The sequence below is a fragment of the Kribbella soli genome (assembly GCF_004331345.1).
GTDB lineage: Bacteria > Actinomycetota > Actinomycetes > Propionibacteriales > Kribbellaceae > Kribbella > Kribbella soli.
In genome coordinates this window covers 1,508,884-1,527,012 of sequence record NZ_SJJZ01000001.1, presented here as the reverse complement: position 1 = coordinate 1,527,012, position 18,129 = coordinate 1,508,884, and the positions used below count along the sequence as shown (strand labels likewise).

Genomic DNA, 18,129 nt, shown 5'->3' with positions numbered 1-18,129 from the left:
CTCCAGCGTGGAGCCGGATGCCCCGGGCAACCAGGCTGCGCTTAACCACTGCTCGGCAAGCAGTGGTTAACCGGCGGGACCCGTGGACACTGGAGTCATGGAGTATGCCGACCTGTCCGACTTCCTGCGCAAACGCCGCGAGGCCCTGCAGCCCGAAGACGTCGGCATGCCCCGCGGCCGCCGACGCCGTACGCCGGGACTGCGCCGTGAGGAGGTCGCGGCACTCGCGTCGATGTCGGCCGACTACTACAGCAGGCTCGAGGGCGGCCGGGGCCCGCAGCCGTCGGCGGAGATGCTGGGCGCGATCGCTCGCGCGCTGCGGCTGACGCTGGAGGAGCGTGATCACCTCTTCGTGCTGTCCGGGCACGGTACGCCGCCGCGCACCACGCGGGCCGACCACGTCGACCCCGGCATGCTGCGGATCCTCGACCGGCTGCTGGACACGCCAGCGATGCTGATCAACCGGTACGGCGAGGTGCTCGCGCAGACACCGGCACACGTCGCGTTCGCCGGGGAGCTGACCAACTTCGAGGGGCTCGAGCGCAGCGAGGTCTACCGCTGGTTCGCGCACCCGGAATCGCGGGCGCTCTACCGCGAGCCCGAGGTGTCCACTCACAGCCGGACGCTGGTCTCGTCGCTCCGCTCGGTCGTTACGGCCGACGGGCCGAAGTCGCACGCCGCGACCATCGTGCGAGCGCTGCAGAAGCTGAGTCCGGAGTTCGCCGAGATCTGGGCGGCGCACGAGGTCGGCATCGCGCACAGCCGGACCAAGCGGTTCCGTCACCCGGTGGTGGGCGAACTCGACCTGTACTGCGAGCTGATCGACAACCGCGACCAGCAGCAGACACTGATCGTCTTCACCGCAGAGCCGGGCAGCGAGAGCGCGGAGAAGCTGAAGCTGCTGGCGGTGCTGGGAAGTCAGACACTCGATCCGGTGCGCTGACCCGTCGTACGACGGCTGAGGTAGAAGGCGAACGAGGCGGTCGGGAAGAACATCACGACGGCGGCAAGATATCGGGTTTGGTTCCGGGACCGGTGGAGTCTTTACCGGCTTTAGATCATGAGTTAATTTAAGTTCTGAAATTTATAGAGCGTTCTTACGGAAAGGTCCGCCCCCATGCTTTCCGATCGATTTCGCCTGCCCTCCTTCCGGTTGTTCACCATCCTGCTCGCCCTCGTGCTCCTGGTCAGCGGCCTGACCGGCACCGCGGCGGCTCAGGTCCAAGCCACCTTCAAGGTCCTCGCGTTCTACAGCGGAACCTGGGATGCCGCCCATATCGACTTCGAGAAAGAGGCGAACCAGCGCTTTCCGGAGTTCGGCGCGCAGAACGGGTTCACCTACACGGCCACGAACAACTGGGACCAGCTCAACAACCTGACGGCGTCGCAGTACCAAGTGGTGATGTTCCTCGACGACTCGCCGCACACCGACGCACAGCGCAACGGGTTCAAGAACTACCTGGACAACGGCGGCGCGTTCTTCGGCTTCCACGTCGCGGCGTACAACGACGCGAGTGGTGGCTGGCCGTGGTTCAACAACACGCTGCTCGGCACCGGGAGGTTCCAGTCCAACACCTGGGGCCCGACCGCGGTGACGTTGCGGACCGAGAACCGTTCGCACCCGGCCCTGGTGAACACCGGTGCGACGTTCCGGTCGTCGGTCAGCGAGTGGTACAGCTGGCAGAACGACCTGCGGAACAACCCCGACATCCAGATCCTGGCGTCGATCGACGACTCCAGCTTCCCGGTCGGCACGGACCCGAATCAGACCTGGTACGGCGGCTACTACCCAATCATCTGGACCAACAAGAACTACAAGATGATCTACGCGAACTTCGGCCACAACGCGATGAACTACGAGACCAACACGCGGCTCTCCTCGACCTTCGACAGCCCGGCGCAGAACCAGTTCATGATGGACGCGCTGAAGTGGCTGGGCGGCGCCGGTACGACGCCGCCGGTCGACCAGCCGTCGCCGACGTCGTGGTACTCGGTCGCGAACAAGGCCAACGGCAAATGCGTCGACGCCCGCGCAGCCGGGACCGCCAACGGGACCGTGATCCAGCAGTACAGCTGCAACGGCACGCAGGCGCAGCAGTTCCAGTTCCAGCCGACGTCCGGCGGTTTCACCCGGGCCAACAACCGCAACGACGCCACCAAGGTGATCGACGTGACCGGTGTGTCCGCCGCGGACAACGTCGGCCTCCAACTGTGGACCTACAGCAACGGAAACAACCAGCAGTGGCAGGCCGTTTCCGAAGGCGGCGGCTATTTCCACTTCGTCAGCCGCCTCAGCACCAAGTGCCTGACCGTCCCGAACGGCTCAGTCGCCGACAGCACCCAACTCGTCCAACTCACCTGCAACGGAGGCCCGGCACAGTCATTCCTGCTGACTACAGCCTGACCTGCGGTTAGATTGCGGCGCATGAGAATCCTGCGTGTGGCCGCTTTGGCGGCAGGAGGTCTGTTGTTGATGGGTCAGGTCGTGCCCGCCCAGGCTCACGGCGGATCGTCGTACCGGTGGGAGCTGACGCCGACCGGGAGTACGGCGCAGTTCCGTGGGCTCGCGGCGGTCAGCAAGGACGTCGCCTGGGTGGGCGGGACCGGAGGGACCGTGCTGCGGACGGTCGACGGCGGGAAGCACTGGCAGAACGTCAGTCCGCCCGGTGCGGAGGCGCTGCAGTTCCGCGATGTCGAGGCGTTCGACGCGCGGCGTGCGGTCGCGCTGACGATCGGGAACGGCGAGGACTCCCGGGTCTACCGGACTGCCGACGGCGGAAAGACCTGGTCGGAAACGTTCCGGAACACGGACGCGAACGCGTTCTACGACTGCATCGCCTTCAACGACGACAAGCACGGCCTGGCGCTGAGCGACCCGGTGGACGGAAAGTTCCGGATCGCGGCGACCTCCGACGGCGGAAAGTCCTGGAAAGTGCAGCCGACCGACGGAATGCCGGCCGCTCTGACCGGTGAGTTCGCGTTCGCGGCGAGCGGCACCTGCCTGGTCGCCGGCCACGGTCGGACGGCGTGGTTCGCGACCGGCGGGGGCGACCGGCCGCGGGTGTTCCGGACCGTCGACGGCGGCCGGCGCTGGACGGTCTCGGACTCTCCGATGGCGAGTGGTGAAGCGGCCGGAATCTTCAGCCTGGCATTCCGGAACTCGTTGTTCGGCGTCGCCGTCGGTGGCGACTTCCTCAAGCCGACCGAGGCCGTGAACGCCGCATCGGTCACGTACGACGGTGGTCGCACGTGGAAGCTCGTGCCGGCCGACAAGGCACCGAAGGGCTACCGGAGCGGGTCGCACTTCGTCCCGTGGTCACCCACGACCGTTGTCGCGGTCGGTCCGTCCGGGAGCGACGTCAGCTTCGACGGCGGACGCAGCTGGAAGCAGTTCTACGACGGCAGCTTCGACAGCGTCGAATGCGCCGGCCACGGCATCCAAGCAGGCTGCTGGGCCTCCGGCGCGAAGGGCGCAGTCGGTCGTCTCGTGCACTGACGTTCAGACCGGCGACACTCGCTCGTTGTGCGGGTGTCGCCGGTTTTCCGGAAAGATGTGTGCATGCGTAAATTGCTGACCATCCTCGTGGGGTTCCTGATGGTGATTCCTACCGTTGCCGCGGCTCAGCCCGACGCGGGTCGTCCGGGTCGGCCGCTGACCGTCATGTCGTACAACATCCACCACGGCGCGGGGATCGACGGCGTGCTCGATCTCGAGCGGATCGCCGTGCTGATCGAGCAGTCCGGGGCCGACGTGATCGGTCTGCAGGAGGTCGACCGGCACTGGGACGTGCGGAGCAACTGGGTGGATCAGCCGGCCTGGTTCGCCCAGCGGCTGAAGATGCACTACGCGTACGCCGCCAACCTCGACCTCCCGCCCGTGAACCCGGGGGAGCCGCGTCGCCAGTACGGGACCGCGATCCTCTCGAAGTACCCGATCCAGGACTTCGAGAACACGCTGCTGCCGCTCTACCCGACCGGTGAACAGCGCGGCCTGGCGGTGGCAAACCTCACAGTCCGCGGTGCCAAACTGCGGTTCGCGAACACGCATCTGACCAGCAACAACAACGCCGAGCGGCTGGAGCAGGCGCAGAAAGTGGTCGAGCTGCTGAGCGGATCGCGGACGCCGACACTGCTCGTCGGCGACCTGAACGCGACGCCGGAGAAGCCGGAGATCAAGACGCTGACCGCGGTGTACGACGACACCTGGGTCGAGGTCGGTGTCGGTCCGGGCTACACGATCGAGGCGGACAACCCGACCAAACGCATCGATTTCCAGCTGCACAGCGCGGGTCTGCGCCCGACGAAGGCCGCCGTACCCGTGACGCCGGCCTCGGACCACCTGCCGGTGGTCGCCTCGTTCGTCCTCAGCTGAATCCCCGAGTTCGCAGCAACGCCCCTCCGGCTCCGGCCGGAGGGGCGTTTTCGTGCGCCGACCTGCGGCTTCGCGGAATTACAAGCTTGTAGTTTGTCAAGTCGACACACGGGTGAAACAAAGATACTTGTGTGAAAGCTGTTCCCAATGGGGCTGTAGGCAACTAGTGTCACGTATGTGGTCCAGGAGGACCAAAAGTTCACGAACCCTGGGGAAGGGGTTCGTGACCGGCGGAAGGAACGATCCCGATGCGGACGCCCCCCAGGGCCACGTCCGGCAGGCGGATCACGAGTGCTGGGAAGACCGGCCGAGCGGGCAAGGCCCTGCTCTCCGGGGTGCTCGCGATCTGCTTGGCCGGCACCATGGCCATGCCAACCCTTCCGGCTGAGGCCGCGAAGCCGAAGCCGCCGGTGATTCCGTCCAAGGCCGCGGTCGAGCGCGCCAAGCAGGCCGCCGCCTCGAAGGCCGGCCAGGTCGCCGCGATCGAGCGTGAGCTCGCCGCCGCCGGCGCGCGGCTCGAGCAGCTCGGCATCCAGTCCGGCGTCGCCGACGAGGCGTACAACGGCGCCGTCTACCGCCTGCAGCAGGCCAAGGCCGAGGCGGCAGCCGCCGCGGCTCGGGCCGCCGAGGCGCAGAAGACGCTCACCGCTCAGCGGCAGCAGATCGGCCGCTTCGCTGCCGCGTCGTACCAAGGTGGTGGCGAAGTGGCGAAGATCGCGCCGCTGTTCACCGCGGAGGGTCCGCAGCAACTGCTCGACTCGGCCGGTGCGGCGCACTCGGTGTCGGCGGCGATGCAGGGTTCGTACCTGCGGTTCACCGCGACCCAGGTGATGACGAACCTGTTCAAGGTGCAGGCCGACCAGGCGGTCGTGAAGGTGAAGAAGGCGGCCGACGAGGCGGCCAAGGCGAAGAAGGCGGCCGAGGCCGCGGAGGCTGCGCAGTCGGCAGCCGTGACCGCGATCGGCGTCCAGCGCAAGCAGTCGATCGCGCAGCTCGCCACCTTGCAGAACATCTCGGTGCAGGTGGCCGCTCAGCGGCAGCGGGGGCTCGAGGAGCTTGCGCGACAGCGCGCCGCCGCGCTCGCCGCGAAGAAGGCAGCCGAACTCAAGCGCCGAATCGCCGCCCGAGAGGCCGCGGAGCGACGCGCGGAGGCGGCCGAGCGGGCCCGGGAGGCCGCCGAGAAGGCTCGCGAGGAGAAGGAAGAGCGCGAGCAGAACAACGGCAAGAAGAATCCACCGAAGCGGCACAAGCCGTCCACGCCGAGCCGTGACAACGACGACAACGACAGCGGCAGCCACAGCTCGCGGAAGGGCGCGTCGGCGGCGATCGAGTTCGCAATGCGGCAGCTCGGCGACATGTACCTGTGGGGCGCCACCGGCCCGAGCCGGTGGGACTGCAGCGGGCTGACCCAGGGCGCCTGGGAGAAGGCCGGTGTGCAGCTGCCGCACTACAGCGTCGCGCAGTACGAGCAGATCCAGCACATCGACGAGGACGAGCTGCGGCCCGGCGACCTGATCTTCTGGTCGCTGAACCCGAGCGACCCGGGCACCATCCACCACGTCGCGATGTACCTCGGCAACGGCCGGATGATCCACGCGCCGCGGACCGGCAAGCCGGTGCAGATCGACAGCGTCTACTACTGGGAACCCCCGGACTTCTTCGGTCGTCCCTGATTCCGGTGTCCCCGGCAACGGTTCGTTGCCGGGGACATTTCTCTTCTAGGCCAGCCGGTGTCCGCCGTCGGCGTGCAGAACGGTGCCGGTGATGAAACCGTTGCGGAGCAAGGCGATGATCGCCGCGGCGATGTCCTGGGTGCGGCCGATCCGGCCGACCGGGAGGCGGGCCGCCATCGCGGCGAGGGTCTCGGCTGCCGCGTCGCCGGCGACGTCCTGCCAGATCGGGGTGTCGACCCAGCCGGGTGAGACCACGTTGACCCGCAGTGGTGCCAGCTCGACCGCGAGCGCCGCGGCCAGCGAGGCGAGTGCGCCGTTGAGTGCCGCGAGCAACGAGGATCGCGGTCCCGGCCGGTACGCCGCGATACCCGAGGTGAACACGATCGAGCCGACGGGTTCGAGCATCGGAGCGCCGTGCTTGGCGAGCAGCAACGGGCCGAGCAGCTTGGAGTCGACCGCGGAGCGCGCCGCTGCCACGTCGTACTTGGCGATCGGCTGGTAGGCGCCGCCGACATCGGCGGCCGTGGTGACGATGTGGCTGACCTTGCCCGTGGTCACGAAGAGGCGTTCGATGTCCTGCTCGCTTCCGAGGTCCATCGCAACAGTGCGTACGCCGAGCTCCCGGCGTACCGCGTCGAGCTTGGCCGGGGTCCGGCCGGCGACGGTGACCTCGCTGCCTTGGGCAACGAGTTCGGCGGCGAGGGCGCGGCCCATTCCCGAGCTGCCGCCGACGATGACGACGTGTTCCTGCAACAGTTTCTCCTTCGGTGGTTGACGTTTCGAGCCAACCACCGGGAGCGTCAGTCCGCCACGACTTGTTGCCTAATGACCGTTAGGCCGGGACTAACGATCATCGCCTGGAGCACCGGGTTGTGTGAGTCGGTGCGCCACACGGCGGCGTACCGCGCGATCAGCGGACGGCCCGCGAGTGGTCGCCAGACGATGTCCGGGGTGGCGGCGCGGCGGGAGCCGAGGCTGAATGCGGAGCGCCGTACGAGGAGTGCCGACCGGAGTTGTGAGTGACTCATGCTGATGTCACTCAGCCGTACGCCGGTGCCGAGCCGGCGGATCGCGTCGTCGTAGAACTCGGGCGCGGCGGCGCGGGGGATCCAGATCAGCTCGAGGCCGGTCAGGTCGTCGAGCGTGAGCTCCGGTGCTGCCGCGAGCGGGTGAGTCGCGATCAACAGGACGCCGAGCTCCTCGTCGGCGAGCTCTTCGGAGGTGATTGCCGAAGGCAACGTCAGCGGTGTGCGGACCAGGCCGAGGTCGATCTCGCCGGCGTCGAGCATCCGGAGCTGGTCGGTGGTGGTTCCTGCTTCGAGAGTGACCGTGCTGTTCGGGAAGCGTTCGGTGGCGAGCTGTTCGAGGGCGGCCGGGAGGTGGCCGGGGATCCCGTTCAGCAGGCCGAGGCGGAGAACCGGCTCGTCCAGGCCGGCCGCCCGGCGCGTGTCCTTCAGCGCCAGGCCGGCCGCCTGGAGAGTTTCCCGGGCGCGGGCGAGGAGGACCTGTCCGGCCGGGGTGAGGTCGACGCCGCGGCTGTGCCGGATCAGCAGGGCGGTGCCGATCTCGCGTTCGAGCTGCTTGATCTGCTGGCTGAGTGTCGGGGTGGAGATGTACAGGCGCTCGGCGGCCTTGCCGAAATGCAGTTCCTCGGCGACGCCCACGAAGTACCGCAGCTGCCGAAGCTCCACCCGGCGATTCTATTCAGACAGTCGCGACGAGGCGGCCGAGGTTGGTGCGGGCGTCGAGGGTTTCGTGGATGCGGGCGACGTCCGCGAGCGGGTGCGTGGCGTGGACGATCGGGCGGAGTTCGCCGGACTGCCAGCGGCGGGTGACCTCGGCGATGTCGGCGCGGGCCTCGTCGGGTCGCGCCTGCTGCCAGCCGTAGAAGGAGACACCGGTGACGTTTCGCAGCTGCAGGCCGAGCGCCGGGATCGTCGGCACCTCGGTCGTGATGGCGCCGAACGAAACCATCGTGCCGAGTGGCTTGACCAGGTCGAGGCCCTGCGTGAAGACGGTGCCGCCGACCGCGTCGAGGACCGTGTCGACACCGTCCGGGGCGATCGCGCGGACCTGGTCCGGCCAGTCGGCGGCGGTGAGGTCGACGGGCTCGGCGCCGAGCTCGCGGATGAAGTCGAGCCGGTGCGCGGAGGACGCCGTACCGATGATCGTCTTCGGGTCGTAGGAGCGGGCCAGTTGGACGGCGAGGTGGCCGATGGTGCCGGCTGCGGACTGGATCAGGATCGTGCCGCCGGCCGGGATCCGGCCGGACTCGAGCAGGCGGAGGGCGAGCGGGGCGGCCAGCGACATCATCGTGGCCTCGCCCGCATCCGCGTTGTCCGGGATCGATGCGAGGAAGCCCGCGTCCGCCACGGCGTACTCGGCGAAGGCGTCCACGGTGAGGGCGGAGACGCGCTGGCCGACGGCGATGCCGGGCGGGGTGTCGGGACCGAGTTCGACGATCCGGCCGACGATGTCGCCGGTCAGGGTGCCGGGCAGCTCGCGGTCCCAGGGAGAGCCGCCGCGCCGGAGAACGGTGTCGATCGCGTTCGCGCCGATCGCCTCGGCCTGGATCAGGACCTGGCCGGCGGCCGGCTCGGGGACGGCGACCTCGTCGAGCTGGAGTACGTCGGGACCGCCGTGGCGGTGGAAGCGCACTGCGCGCATGGTGGGTGCTCCATATCGTGGGGTACATAAATAATGGGAGATTCCCACGATAACTCTGTGAGTCGGCGTTGCCAATAGAGTTGGTGCGGTGAAGAAGTCGCCGAACCACCGGCTGTCCGACCACGTGCTGTTCGCGCTGGGGCGGTCGAGTCAGCACGCCCAGCGGTTGGTCCGGCAGCACATGACCGACGGCGGCGTCCGGACGCAGCACTATCACGTGCTCGCGAGCCTCTCGGACGACGGCGAGGCCGCGCAGGCGACGGTCGCGGACCGGATCGGGTTCGACCGCAGCGATCTGGTCACGCTGCTGGACGAGCTCGAGGAGCTGAAGTTCCTGGCGCGGCGGGTCGATCCCGCCGACCGGCGACGGAAGATCGTCGCGATCACCCCGGCGGGTGAGCGGCAGCTCGACGCGATGGACGAGCTGATCCGCGCCGCGGAGGCGGAGCTGCTGGAGCCGCTGACCGCGGCGGAGCGCAAGACGCTGCTCGCGCTGCTCCGCCGCGTATCAGGCGATTAGTGCCGTCGCCGGATCAGGCGACTAGTGCCCTTCGGTCTTCAGGCGTGCGAACGAAGCCGTGATCTCGGTCTCGGCGTCGGCGCGGCCGACCCAGGTGGCGCCCTCGACCGACTTGCCGGGCTCGAGGTCCTTGTAGACCTCGAAGAAGTGCTGGATCTCGAGGCGGTCGAACTCCGGCACGTGGTGGATGTCGCGCAGGTGCTCCTGCCGCGGGTCGCCGGCCGGGACGCACAGGACCTTGTCGTCCGGCCCCTTCTCGTCGGTCATCCGGAACATGCCGATCGCGCGGGCGCGGATCAGGCAGCCGGGGAACGTCGGCTCCGGCAGCAGCACGAGCGCGTCCAGCGGGTCGCCGTCCTGGCCCAGGGTGTCCTCGATGAACCCGTAGTCGGACGGATACTGGGTCGCCGTGAACAGCGTCCGGTCCAGCCGTAGACGGTTCGTCTTGTGGTCCAGCTCGTACTTGTTGCGAGTGCCCTTGGGGATCTCGATGAAGACGTCGAACTCCATACGGCAGATACTGTCACGGTTCCGACCGACCGAATGACAGGAGCAGCCCGGTGGCTCGACCTGCCCGTGCGGCATTCGTCACGCTCCTCGCCACGGCGCTCTGTGCCGGCCTGGTGAGCAGCGCACGCGCCGTACCCGGTTCAGTGCAGACAGCTGACCGGACCACCCAGCAGGCTCCGGCCGTCCTCGCGCCGGCGACCACCGAGGGCGTCGCCCCGACCGCGGCAGGCGTCGGCACGGCGCTCGCGGCGATCCTCAAGGACCCGTCGCTCGGCCCGCACCACGGCATCTACGTGTACGACGCCTCGCGCGGCAAGCCGGTGTTCTCGGTCGGCGCCGCCACGCCGTACACGCCTGCCTCCACGTTGAAGCTGCTCACCACGGTCTCCGCGCTCGCGACGCTCGGCCCGGACCACACGTTCGCCACCAAGGTCGTGAGCACCGGCAAGGGGTCGATCGTCCTGGTCGGTGGCGGCGACCCGCTGCTGACCGTGAAAGCGTCCGCGAGCGACGGCTTCCCTGCCCGCGCCACGCTCCAGGCCCTGGCCGCGAGTACGGCGAAGGCACTCAAGGCGCAGGGCGTCACCTCCGTGACCCTCGGGTACGACGCTTCGCTGTTCAGCGGCCCTGCCGTCAACACGCGCTGGGAAGCGAACTACGTGCCGGAGGGCATCGCCGCGCCCACCTCGGCGCTGTGGGTCAACGAGGGTCGTCTGTCTCCGGGCATGGCCAAGCGCGCGACCTCTCCGGCGCTGGCTGCCGCCACGTCGTTCCAGACGCAGCTGACGCGGTACGGCATCAAGGTGACCGCTGCCAAGGCCGCTGCGGCACCTGCCGGCGCCACGCCGCTGACACAGGTCAAGTCGCCGACGCTCGGCCAGATCGTCGAGTACATCAATCTGCACAGCGACAACGACGGCGCGGAGACGCTGCTGCGCCACGTGGGCATCGCTACCGGCAACGGCGGGTCGTACGCCGGTGGCGTCAAGGGCCTCCGCGCCACGCTGACCAAGCTGGGCCTGGACGTGTCCAAAGCGACCATCTACGACGGCAGCGGTCTGACTCGCGCCAACAAGGTCCCGCTCGACCTGCTCGCCGGTGCGGTTCGTGTGGCTGTGTCGAAGGACCACCCGGAGCTGCGGCACCTGCTGTCCGGTCTGCCGGTGGCGGGCTTCAACGGGAGCCTCAGGGAGCGCTTCACCTCGGCTGGTACCGGCACCGGGACCGGACTGGTCCGTGCGAAGACCGGAACGCTGACGGGGGTCCACAGCCTGGCCGGGTACGCCCGTGACCGCTCTGGCACGCTGCTGGTGTTTGCCATTGCCAGCGACAGCGTGCCCGTCCCGAAGACGCTCGACGCCCGCGCTGCTTTGGACCGCGCCACCGCGGCGCTCGCCAACTGCGGCTGCTGATTGTTGGGACATAGCACTAGGGTCGTTGTATGAGTACGGCGGAAGGCGGGACCACGACCGAGATGGTCGACTGGCAGCTGGCGACCGGTGTGGCGCGGAAGCTGCTGCGACCCGGCCCGGCGGTCAGCCGCGCGGAGGCGGACCAGGTGGTCGCCGATCTGCGTCAGTTCGCGGCCGAGTCCGAAGGGCACGTGCGCGAGTTCACCGGGCTGAAGGCCACGTCGGCCACCGCTCCGGTGATGATCGTCGACCGGCCCGGCTGGGTTCAGGCGAACGCGGACGGTTTCCGGACCGTGCTGCAGCCGCTGGCGGACAAGCTGCGCGAGAAGGCGGACCGGACTGCCGGCCTGTCCTCCGCGGTCGGCTCCCGGGTGACAGGCATCGAGGCCGGTGCGCTGCTGGCCTTCCTGTCGTCACGGGTGCTCGGTCAGTTCGACCCGTTCTTCCCGGCACAGCCTGACCCGGACCGTCCCGGTCTGACCGGTCGCCTGTTGCTGGTGGCGCCCAATGTCATGCAGGTGGAGTCCGAGCTGGGCGTCGTACCGCGGGACTTCCGGCTGTGGGTGTGTCTGCACGAGGAGACGCACCGGGTGCAGTTCACCGCGGTCCCGTGGCTGCGGGACCACCTGCGGTCGGAGATCGCGCTGTTCCTGGACCAGGCCGAGCTGGACGCTTCGGCGTACGCCGCGATGTTCCGCGAGGCCGTGCAGCGGCTGGGGCGGTCGGTGCGTGGTGAGGCCGAGCTGAGTCTGGTGGACCTGATGCAGTCGCCGGAGCAGCGTGCCGTGCTCGACCGGCTGACCGCGGTCATGTCGTTGCTGGAGGGTCATGCCGACTTCGTCATGGACGGGGTCGGGCCGTCGGTCATTCCGACGGTGGACACGATCCGTTCCAAGTTCACGTCGCGGCGGACGAGCGGCAACCCGGTGGACCAGTTGCTGAAGCGGCTGCTCGGGCTGGACGCGAAGATGCGGCAGTACAAGGACGGTGCGGCGTTCGTACGCCGGGTGGTCGACAGGGTCGGCATGGAGGGCTTCAACCGGGTCTGGACCGGTCCGAACACGTTGCCGACGAAGAACGAGATCGCGAACCCCGATGCCTGGGTCGCCCGACTCCACGGCTGAGACGTCGGCCGAGCGCCTGGTGGGACAACGGCGGGGAAAACTGCACCCCGCTATCGCTCGCACCCGGGAGGCGGTACGCACGACACTGGCCGAGCTGCCGCAGGGCACAGCCGTCCTGGTCGCATGCTCCGGCGGGACCGACTCGCTCGCGCTGGCGGCCGCTACCGCCTTCGAGGCGCCGAAGCTCGGTTTACGCGCCGGTGCGGTCGTCGTGGACCACGGTCTGCAGGCGGACTCGGCACATGTCGCGGAGACCGCCGCGGAGCAGTGCCGGACGCTCGGGTTGGCGCCTGTCGACGTCCGCGTGGTCGAGGTCGGCTCCGATGGCGGTCCGGAGGGCGCTGCGCGCACAGCGAGGTACGACGCACTCCGCGACGCAGCCGATGAGCTGGGCGCAGACGTCGTACTGCTGGCTCACACGCGTGATGATCAGGCTGAGACTGTCCTCCTTGGGCTGGGGCGTGGCTCTGGTGCGCGTTCGCTGGCTGGGATGGCCTCGGCTGTCGGGCGGCTGCGCAGACCGTTCCTGGAGGTGCCGCGGGCCACTACGGCTGCTGCCTGCATCGCGTCCGGGCTGCGGCCGTGGCACGACCCGCACAACGACAATCCGCAGTACACGCGGGTCCGCGTACGGCACGAGGTCCTTCCGGTGCTGGAGGAGGCGCTCGGGCCTGGTGTGGTCGAGGCGCTGGCCCGTACGGCGGGTCTGCTCCGAGCGGACGCGGATGCGCTCGACCAGCTCGCTGCGGACGTCGCGGAGACCGCACTGAGCCGCGCCGAGGGACAGGTCCGCAGCGATATCGGCGTACTCGTCGAGGAGCCCGCAGCGATCCGCACGCGCGTCCTGCGACAGGCAGCGTTGGAAGCCGGCTGCCGGGCCACGGACCTCACTGCGGGTCACGTGGCATCCGTCGACGCGTTGGTGACCGACTGGCGGGGGCAGCGCTGGATCGATCTGCCGCAGGGTGTCCGCGCGATCCGCAAGGGCGGATTCATCATCCTCGGCCCGGATGTGACAGGCTGACCGCGTGGATGCGGCGGACATCGAGAAGGACCTGACCAAGATCCATTACACCGAGGACGAGATCCTCGCGAAGCTGCGGGAGCTGGCAGCGCGGATCGAGGCCGACTACGAGGGCAAGGACCTGCTGCTGGTCGGCGTCCTGCGCGGTGCGGTGATGGTGATGGCCGACCTGGCCAGGTCGTTCAGCCGGCACGTGGAGATGGACTGGATGGCCATCTCGTCGTACGGCTCCGGGACCAAGTCGTCGGGTGTGGTGCGGATCCAGAAGGACCTGGACACCGACATCACCAACCGGCACGTGCTGATCGTCGAGGACATCATCGACACCGGCCTCACGCTGAGCTGGCTGGTCAGCAACCTGGAGTCACGCAAGCCCGCCTCGCTGGAGCTGTGCACGGCCTTCGTGAAGCCGGACGCCGCGAAGATGCAGGTCCCGGTGAAGTACGTCGGTCTGGAGCTGCCGGACGAGTTCGTCGTCGGGTACGGGCTGGACTACGCCGAGAAGTACCGGAACCTGCGCTGCGTGGCCACTCTGGCCCCGCACGTGTACTCCTGAGCTCCGCAGATACCTTCCCCACCCCACCGCCCCGGTCTAGGCTTCAGGGCAAACTTGGTGACGGCCTGTACAACGGGTCGTACTGTCCATTGGTGACCCTCGTGCTGTGTTGTCTTGTGCGACACGAGACACTTGGACTGGTATTACCGTCACAAGCCCGCCACACCCGGGCCTGCCGAGCTAGGAGGGACGGGGCCTAGGCCTCGATCATGGACGTGAAGCGCATCTTCCGCGGACCCCTGTTCTGGATCGTCGTCGCCTTTTTGGGCGTACTGGTGATCGGGCAGCTCCTGACCGGCTCGACCGGGTACAAGACCGAGCCCACCGGCCAGGTCGTCCAGCTGATCCAGCAGGCCAAGTCGTCGAGCGACAAGACGATCAAGACGGTGACGCTGATCGATCCGGATCAGGAGATCCGGGTCGAGAAGACCGACGGCACCAAGCTCCGGGCGCACTGGGTGGACGGCCAGGCCGAGAACCTCGGCAACGACCTGCAGTCGCTGTTCCAGGACGGCAAGATCGAGCGGTACGACGTCGAGAACCCGAAGCCGAGCTTCATCGGCCAGGTGTTCTCCACGCTGATCCCGTTCCTGCTGATCGCGGTGGTGTTCATCTTCCTGATGAACTCGATGCAGGGCGGCGGCTCCCGGGTGATGAGCTTCGCCAAGTCGAAGGCCAAGCTGGTCACCAAGGACACCCCGAAGACCACGTTCGCCGACGTCGCCGGGGTCGACGAGGCGATCGAGGAGCTGCAGGAGATCAAGGAGTTCCTGCAGGAACCGGGCAAGTTCCAGGCGGTCGGCGCCAAGATCCCGAAGGGCGTGCTGCTCTACGGCCAGCCCGGTACCGGTAAGACCCTGCTGGCCCGTGCGGTCGCGGGTGAGGCCGGCGTGCCGTTCTACTCGATCTCCGGTTCGGACTTCGTCGAGATGTTCGTCGGAGTCGGCGCCTCCCGGGTCCGGGACCTGTTCGAGCAGGCCAAGACGAACGCTCCGGCGATCGTGTTCATCGACGAGATCGACGCCGTCGGCCGGCACCGCGGCGCGGGCCTCGGCGGCGGTCACGACGAGCGCGAGCAGACGCTGAACCAGCTGCTGGTCGAGATGGACGGCTTCGACGTCCGTGGCGGCGTGATCCTGATCGCGGCCACCAACCGGCCCGACGTCCTCGACCCGGCCCTGCTGCGGCCCGGCCGCTTCGACCGGCAGATCGCCGTCGACGCGCCGGACATGCCAGGCCGGCAGAAGATCCTCAAGGTGCACGCGCGCGGCAAGCCGATGGCGCAGGACGTGGACCTCACCGCGGTCGCCCGCCGGACGCCGGGGATGACCGGTGCCGACCTGGCCAACGTGCTGAACGAGGCGGCCCTGCTGACCGCCCGGTCGAACCTGCAGATGATCGACAACAGCATGCTGGACGAGGCCATCGACCGCGTGATCGCCGGTCCGCAGCGCCGGACCCGGCTGATGTCGGACAAGGAGAAGGTGCTCACCGCGTACCACGAAGGTGGTCACGCGCTGGTCGCCGCGGCGCTGCCGCACTCCGACCCGGTGCAGAAGGTGACGATCCTCCCGCGTGGCCGTGCGCTCGGCTACACGATGGTGATGCCGGACGAGGACAAGTACTCGACCACCCGGTCCGAGATGCTCGACAAGCTCGCCTACATGCTCGGCGGCCGCGCGGCCGAGGAGATGGTCTTCCACGACCCGACCACGGGCGCCAGCAACGACATCGAGAAGGCGACGGCGCTGGCCCGCGCGATGGTCACGCAGTACGGCATGACCGAGCGGCTCGGGGCGATCAAGTTCGGCCAGGACAACGGTGAGCCGTTCCTGGGCCGCGACATCGGCAGCCAGCGGAACTACTCCGAGGAGATCGCGGCCGCGGTCGACGAGGAGGTCGGCAAGCTGATCCTGAACGCGCACCAGGAAGCCTTCGACATCCTGGTCGAGAACCGGGCGGTCCTGGACCACCTGGTCGAGGAGCTGCTGGAGAAGGAGACCCTCGACAAGCACCAGATCGCCCGGGTCTTCGAGCCGGTGATCATGAAGGAGCGCCGGCCGGCCTGGACCGGGTCGTCGACCCGGATCCCGTCCGACCAGCCGCCGGTGATGCCGGTTCCCGGCCGCGCCGAGCAGAACGGTTCGTTGCACGACGTGCTGCCGGGCGGTTCCGTCGGCCCGGACGAGGCGATCCGTCCGCCGGACTACGGCAGCGGCCCGACGCCGCCGAGCCACCAGTGAGCTGACAGCTCGAACGAACGCCGCCACCCGGTCGGGTGGCGGCGTTTCGTTTGCCCGCGGGGTAGCGTGCGAACTTCCGTTGGCAGGAGGAGAGCCGGGATGGCGTCACCGAATTTCGACCACGAGCGCGCCGAGCGGGCCGTGCGCGAGCTGCTCTACGCGATCGGCGAGGACCCGGAGCGCGAGGGCCTGCAGGACACACCGGCCCGGGTGGCCCGCTCGTACGCCGAGATCGCGGCCGGGCTCGGGCAGCGCGCCGAGGACGTGCTGACGACCACGTTCGCGCTCGAGCACGACGAGATGATCCTGGTGAAGGACATCGAGGTCTGGAGCCTGTGCGAGCACCACCTGGTCCCGTTCACCGGCGTCGCGCACGTCGGCTACATCCCGAGCCGGGACGGCCGCGTGACCGGGTTGTCGAAGCTCGCCCGGCTGGTCGACGTGTACGCGAAACGCCCGCAGGTCCAGGAGCGGCTGACCACGCAGATCGCCGAGTCCCTGGTCGAGATCCTGCAGCCGCGCGGCGTGATCGTGGTGATCGAGTGCGAGCACCTGTGCATGACCATGCGGGGCGTCCGGAAACCGGGCGCCAAGACGATCACCTCCGCCGTCCGCGGCCAGCTCCGCAACCCCGTCACCCGCGCCGAGGCCATGAGCCTGATCGTTGGCTGACCCACCGCCCGTAGCCCGGAGAGGGCTGTCCTCGTTGAAGTTTGAGAGTCCAGCACTATGGACATTCTGTCGCTGAGCGTTTACTTTCCGTAGTGGTGCTTGGCCAACGGGGACCAAGTGCTGGTGTGAGGAGGACAGGATGTCGGGGCGTTTCCGGGTCGGCGCCGCACTTGCCGGGGTCGTCGTCCTGACGGCGGGCGGGCTGGTCGCGGCGAACTGGGCCACCGCGGACACGCGGACCAAGACCGGACCTCAGACCACTCGTCAGAACGGGCAGCAGCCCGCGAAAACCACCGTGGACCCGTTGGTCGCGGAGACCCTGGAGTCGGAGCTCGGCTCCGACTCGGGCGTCGTCGGCAGCTACTACGACGAATCCGGCGAGCTGATCGTTGCGGTGTCCGACCTGTCGGCGGCGGCCCTCGTCCGCCGGATCGGCGCGGTCCCGCGGCTGGTCAAATTCACCGCCAAACAGCTGAACGCCGTACAGGGCGAGCTCAACCGACTGGCCGTCGCGTCGAGCGCCGGCAAGGTCCGGTCCTGGTACGTCGACCCGGTGTCGGGGACCGTTGTGGTCTCGGTGCCGAGGGGCGTGCACGACTCGATCACCAACCGGTTCCTGTCCCGTGCGCTCGCGAACGGCGAGCGAGTGACGCTGCGCAAGGTGTCCGGGACGGTCCGGCCGACCGCGGACGACTTCGGCCTGCGCGGCGGCGTACAGGTCGACAAGAACACCGGGTACGTGTGCTCGCTCGGATTCAACGCCCGGACCCGCAAGGGCAACCGGATCTTCCTGACCGCGGGGCACTGCACGTCCGGCAAGCCGTCGTTCTCCCGCAACGGGTACGTCCTCGGCAACACGTCCACCTCGAGCTTCCCGGGGCACGACTTCGGGTCGGTCGGCGTGATCGAGGGCTGGGACCAGCAGGGGTACGTCGAGGGCTGGGGCAACGGGAACGTCGCGGTCAAGGGGATCGCGGACGCCACCGTCGGCTCCACGCTGTGCAAGTCGGGCAAGAGCACCGGGTGGACCTGCGGGAAGATCGTCGCGCGGAACGTGACGGTCAACTACGGGAACAACCGCGTGGTCCGCGGCCTGTTCCAGCACACCGCGTGCGTCGAGTCGGGTGACTCCGGTGGCGCCAGCATGACCGGGAACTACGCCCAGGGCATCACCAGCGGGGCGGCGCTGATCGACGGGCAGTGCCTGGAGAAGCACGGCCAGACCAACGAGTCGTACGCCCAACCCATCGCCCCGGCCCTCCAGGCCACCAAGTCCCGCCTGATCCTCGCGAACTGATCCATCGCGACCCCCCATCGCGACCCCCCACCGCGACCCCCCATCGCGACCCCCCACCG

17 protein-coding genes are annotated in these 18,129 nt (G+C 68.6%); 13 read left to right on the top strand and 4 right to left on the bottom strand.

Features of this window, described 5'->3' with window-relative positions; genetic code table 11:
- Window positions 1-97 precede the first annotated feature (97 nt).
- From E0H45_RS07630 to E0H45_RS07610, 5 genes are all read left to right on the top strand, one after another.
- Complete coding sequence (locus E0H45_RS07630) at window positions 98-943, top strand: helix-turn-helix transcriptional regulator (RefSeq protein WP_131335529.1); 846 nt, start codon at window positions 98-100, stop codon at window positions 941-943.
- A 174-nt stretch (window positions 944-1,117) separates the two neighbouring features.
- A complete protein-coding gene (locus E0H45_RS07625; protein WP_131335528.1) occupies window positions 1,118-2,404 on the top strand; it encodes a ThuA domain-containing protein in 1,287 nt (428 codons plus the stop codon).
- Window positions 2,405-2,425: 21 nt separating this feature from the next.
- Entirely contained in the window at window positions 2,426-3,496 is a 1,071-nt protein-coding gene (locus E0H45_RS07620) for a WD40/YVTN/BNR-like repeat-containing protein (RefSeq protein WP_131335527.1), read from the top strand.
- A 63-nt stretch (window positions 3,497-3,559) separates the two neighbouring features.
- Complete coding sequence (locus E0H45_RS07615) at window positions 3,560-4,372, top strand: endonuclease/exonuclease/phosphatase family protein (RefSeq protein ID WP_131335526.1); 813 nt, start codon at window positions 3,560-3,562, stop codon at window positions 4,370-4,372.
- 248 nt (window positions 4,373-4,620) lie between these two features.
- Window positions 4,621-6,045, top strand: a complete 1,425-nt coding sequence (locus tag E0H45_RS07610) for a C40 family peptidase (protein WP_131335525.1) — start codon at window positions 4,621-4,623, stop codon at window positions 6,043-6,045.
- Window positions 6,046-6,090: 45 nt separating this feature from the next.
- On the opposite strand, the gene E0H45_RS07605 is transcribed toward E0H45_RS07610, so the two are convergent.
- From E0H45_RS07605 to E0H45_RS07595, 3 genes are read right to left on the bottom strand one after another with little or no spacing between them, the layout of a single operon-like run.
- Entirely contained in the window at window positions 6,091-6,798 is a 708-nt protein-coding gene (locus tag E0H45_RS07605) for an SDR family oxidoreductase (protein ID WP_202872222.1), read from the bottom strand.
- A gap of 47 nt (window positions 6,799-6,845) precedes the next feature.
- Complete coding sequence (locus tag E0H45_RS07600; RefSeq protein WP_131335524.1) at window positions 6,846-7,736, bottom strand: LysR family transcriptional regulator; 891 nt, start codon at window positions 7,734-7,736, stop codon at window positions 6,846-6,848.
- 13 nt (window positions 7,737-7,749) lie between these two features.
- On the bottom strand, window positions 7,750-8,712 hold the full coding sequence (locus tag E0H45_RS07595) for a quinone oxidoreductase family protein (protein ID WP_131335523.1): 963 nt from the start codon (window positions 8,710-8,712) through the stop codon (window positions 7,750-7,752).
- Between the two features lie 88 nt (window positions 8,713-8,800).
- On the opposite strand from E0H45_RS07595, the gene E0H45_RS07590 reads away from it, so the two are divergent.
- Window positions 8,801-9,232 carry a MarR family winged helix-turn-helix transcriptional regulator gene (locus E0H45_RS07590; RefSeq protein ID WP_131335522.1) on the top strand — a complete coding sequence of 144 codons (432 nt, stop codon included), beginning with the start codon at window positions 8,801-8,803 and terminating at the stop codon, window positions 9,230-9,232.
- Between the two features lie 21 nt (window positions 9,233-9,253).
- Here the strand turns inward: E0H45_RS07590 and E0H45_RS07585 are convergent, their stop codons facing one another.
- Window positions 9,254-9,742, bottom strand: a complete 489-nt coding sequence (locus E0H45_RS07585) for an inorganic diphosphatase (RefSeq protein ID WP_130384966.1) — start codon at window positions 9,740-9,742, stop codon at window positions 9,254-9,256.
- 50 nt (window positions 9,743-9,792) lie between these two features.
- Between E0H45_RS07585 and dacB the strand changes: the two genes are divergently transcribed.
- The 7 genes from dacB (at window position 9,793) to E0H45_RS07550 (ending at window position 18,070) form a co-directional block, all read left to right on the top strand.
- The gene (gene dacB / locus E0H45_RS07580) at window positions 9,793-11,154 is read left to right on the top strand and encodes a D-alanyl-D-alanine carboxypeptidase/D-alanyl-D-alanine endopeptidase (RefSeq protein WP_131335521.1); all 1,362 of its coding nucleotides are present in this window, start codon (window positions 9,793-9,795) and stop codon (window positions 11,152-11,154) included.
- Window positions 11,155-11,183: 29 nt separating this feature from the next.
- Window positions 11,184-12,278 (top strand): zinc-dependent metalloprotease, encoded by a 1,095-nt coding sequence (locus E0H45_RS07575; RefSeq protein ID WP_131335520.1) that lies wholly within the window; start codon window positions 11,184-11,186, stop codon window positions 12,276-12,278.
- Window positions 12,250-13,302, top strand: a complete 1,053-nt coding sequence (tilS, locus tag E0H45_RS07570; protein WP_131335519.1) for a tRNA lysidine(34) synthetase TilS — start codon at window positions 12,250-12,252, stop codon at window positions 13,300-13,302. The genes E0H45_RS07575 and tilS overlap by 29 nt, the downstream gene beginning before the upstream one ends.
- Before the next feature lie 4 nt (window positions 13,303-13,306).
- Window positions 13,307-13,858: a hypoxanthine phosphoribosyltransferase gene (hpt, locus tag E0H45_RS07565; protein ID WP_131335518.1), complete on the top strand. Its 552-nt coding sequence runs from the start codon at window positions 13,307-13,309 to the stop codon at window positions 13,856-13,858.
- 206 nt (window positions 13,859-14,064) lie between these two features.
- The gene (gene ftsH / locus E0H45_RS07560) at window positions 14,065-16,101 is read left to right on the top strand and encodes an ATP-dependent zinc metalloprotease FtsH (protein WP_238154983.1); all 2,037 of its coding nucleotides are present in this window, start codon (window positions 14,065-14,067) and stop codon (window positions 16,099-16,101) included.
- A gap of 99 nt (window positions 16,102-16,200) precedes the next feature.
- Window positions 16,201-16,773, top strand: coding sequence for a GTP cyclohydrolase I FolE (gene folE, locus E0H45_RS07555; protein WP_131335516.1), 573 nt, complete (start codon window positions 16,201-16,203; stop codon window positions 16,771-16,773).
- Window positions 16,774-16,912: 139 nt separating this feature from the next.
- Complete coding sequence (locus tag E0H45_RS07550) at window positions 16,913-18,070, top strand: S1 family peptidase (RefSeq protein ID WP_131335515.1); 1,158 nt, start codon at window positions 16,913-16,915, stop codon at window positions 18,068-18,070.
- Window positions 18,071-18,129: the final 59 nt, after the last annotated feature.

Excerpts from the sequence above, each read along its gene's own strand:
- E0H45_RS07630 (WP_131335529.1), top strand. The coding sequence starts at position 98 with ATGGAGTATGCCGACCTGTCCGACTTCCTGCGCAAACGCCGCGAGGCC.
- E0H45_RS07625 (WP_131335528.1), top strand. The coding sequence starts at position 1,118 with ATGCTTTCCGATCGATTTCGCCTGCCCTCCTTCCGGTTGTTCACCATC.
- E0H45_RS07620 (WP_131335527.1), top strand. The coding sequence starts at position 2,426 with ATGAGAATCCTGCGTGTGGCCGCTTTGGCGGCAGGAGGTCTGTTGTTG.
- E0H45_RS07615 (WP_131335526.1), top strand. The coding sequence starts at position 3,560 with ATGCGTAAATTGCTGACCATCCTCGTGGGGTTCCTGATGGTGATTCCT.
- E0H45_RS07610 (WP_131335525.1), top strand. The coding sequence starts at position 4,621 with ATGCGGACGCCCCCCAGGGCCACGTCCGGCAGGCGGATCACGAGTGCT.
- E0H45_RS07595 (WP_131335523.1), bottom strand. The coding sequence starts at position 8,712 with ATGCGCGCAGTGCGCTTCCACCGCCACGGCGGTCCCGACGTACTCCAG.
- E0H45_RS07585 (WP_130384966.1), bottom strand. The coding sequence starts at position 9,742 with ATGGAGTTCGACGTCTTCATCGAGATCCCCAAGGGCACTCGCAACAAG.
- E0H45_RS07575 (WP_131335520.1), top strand. The coding sequence starts at position 11,184 with ATGAGTACGGCGGAAGGCGGGACCACGACCGAGATGGTCGACTGGCAG.
- tilS (WP_131335519.1), top strand. The coding sequence starts at position 12,250 with ATGCCTGGGTCGCCCGACTCCACGGCTGAGACGTCGGCCGAGCGCCTG.
- folE (WP_131335516.1), top strand. The coding sequence starts at position 16,201 with ATGGCGTCACCGAATTTCGACCACGAGCGCGCCGAGCGGGCCGTGCGC.
- E0H45_RS07550 (WP_131335515.1), top strand. The coding sequence starts at position 16,913 with ATGTCGGGGCGTTTCCGGGTCGGCGCCGCACTTGCCGGGGTCGTCGTC.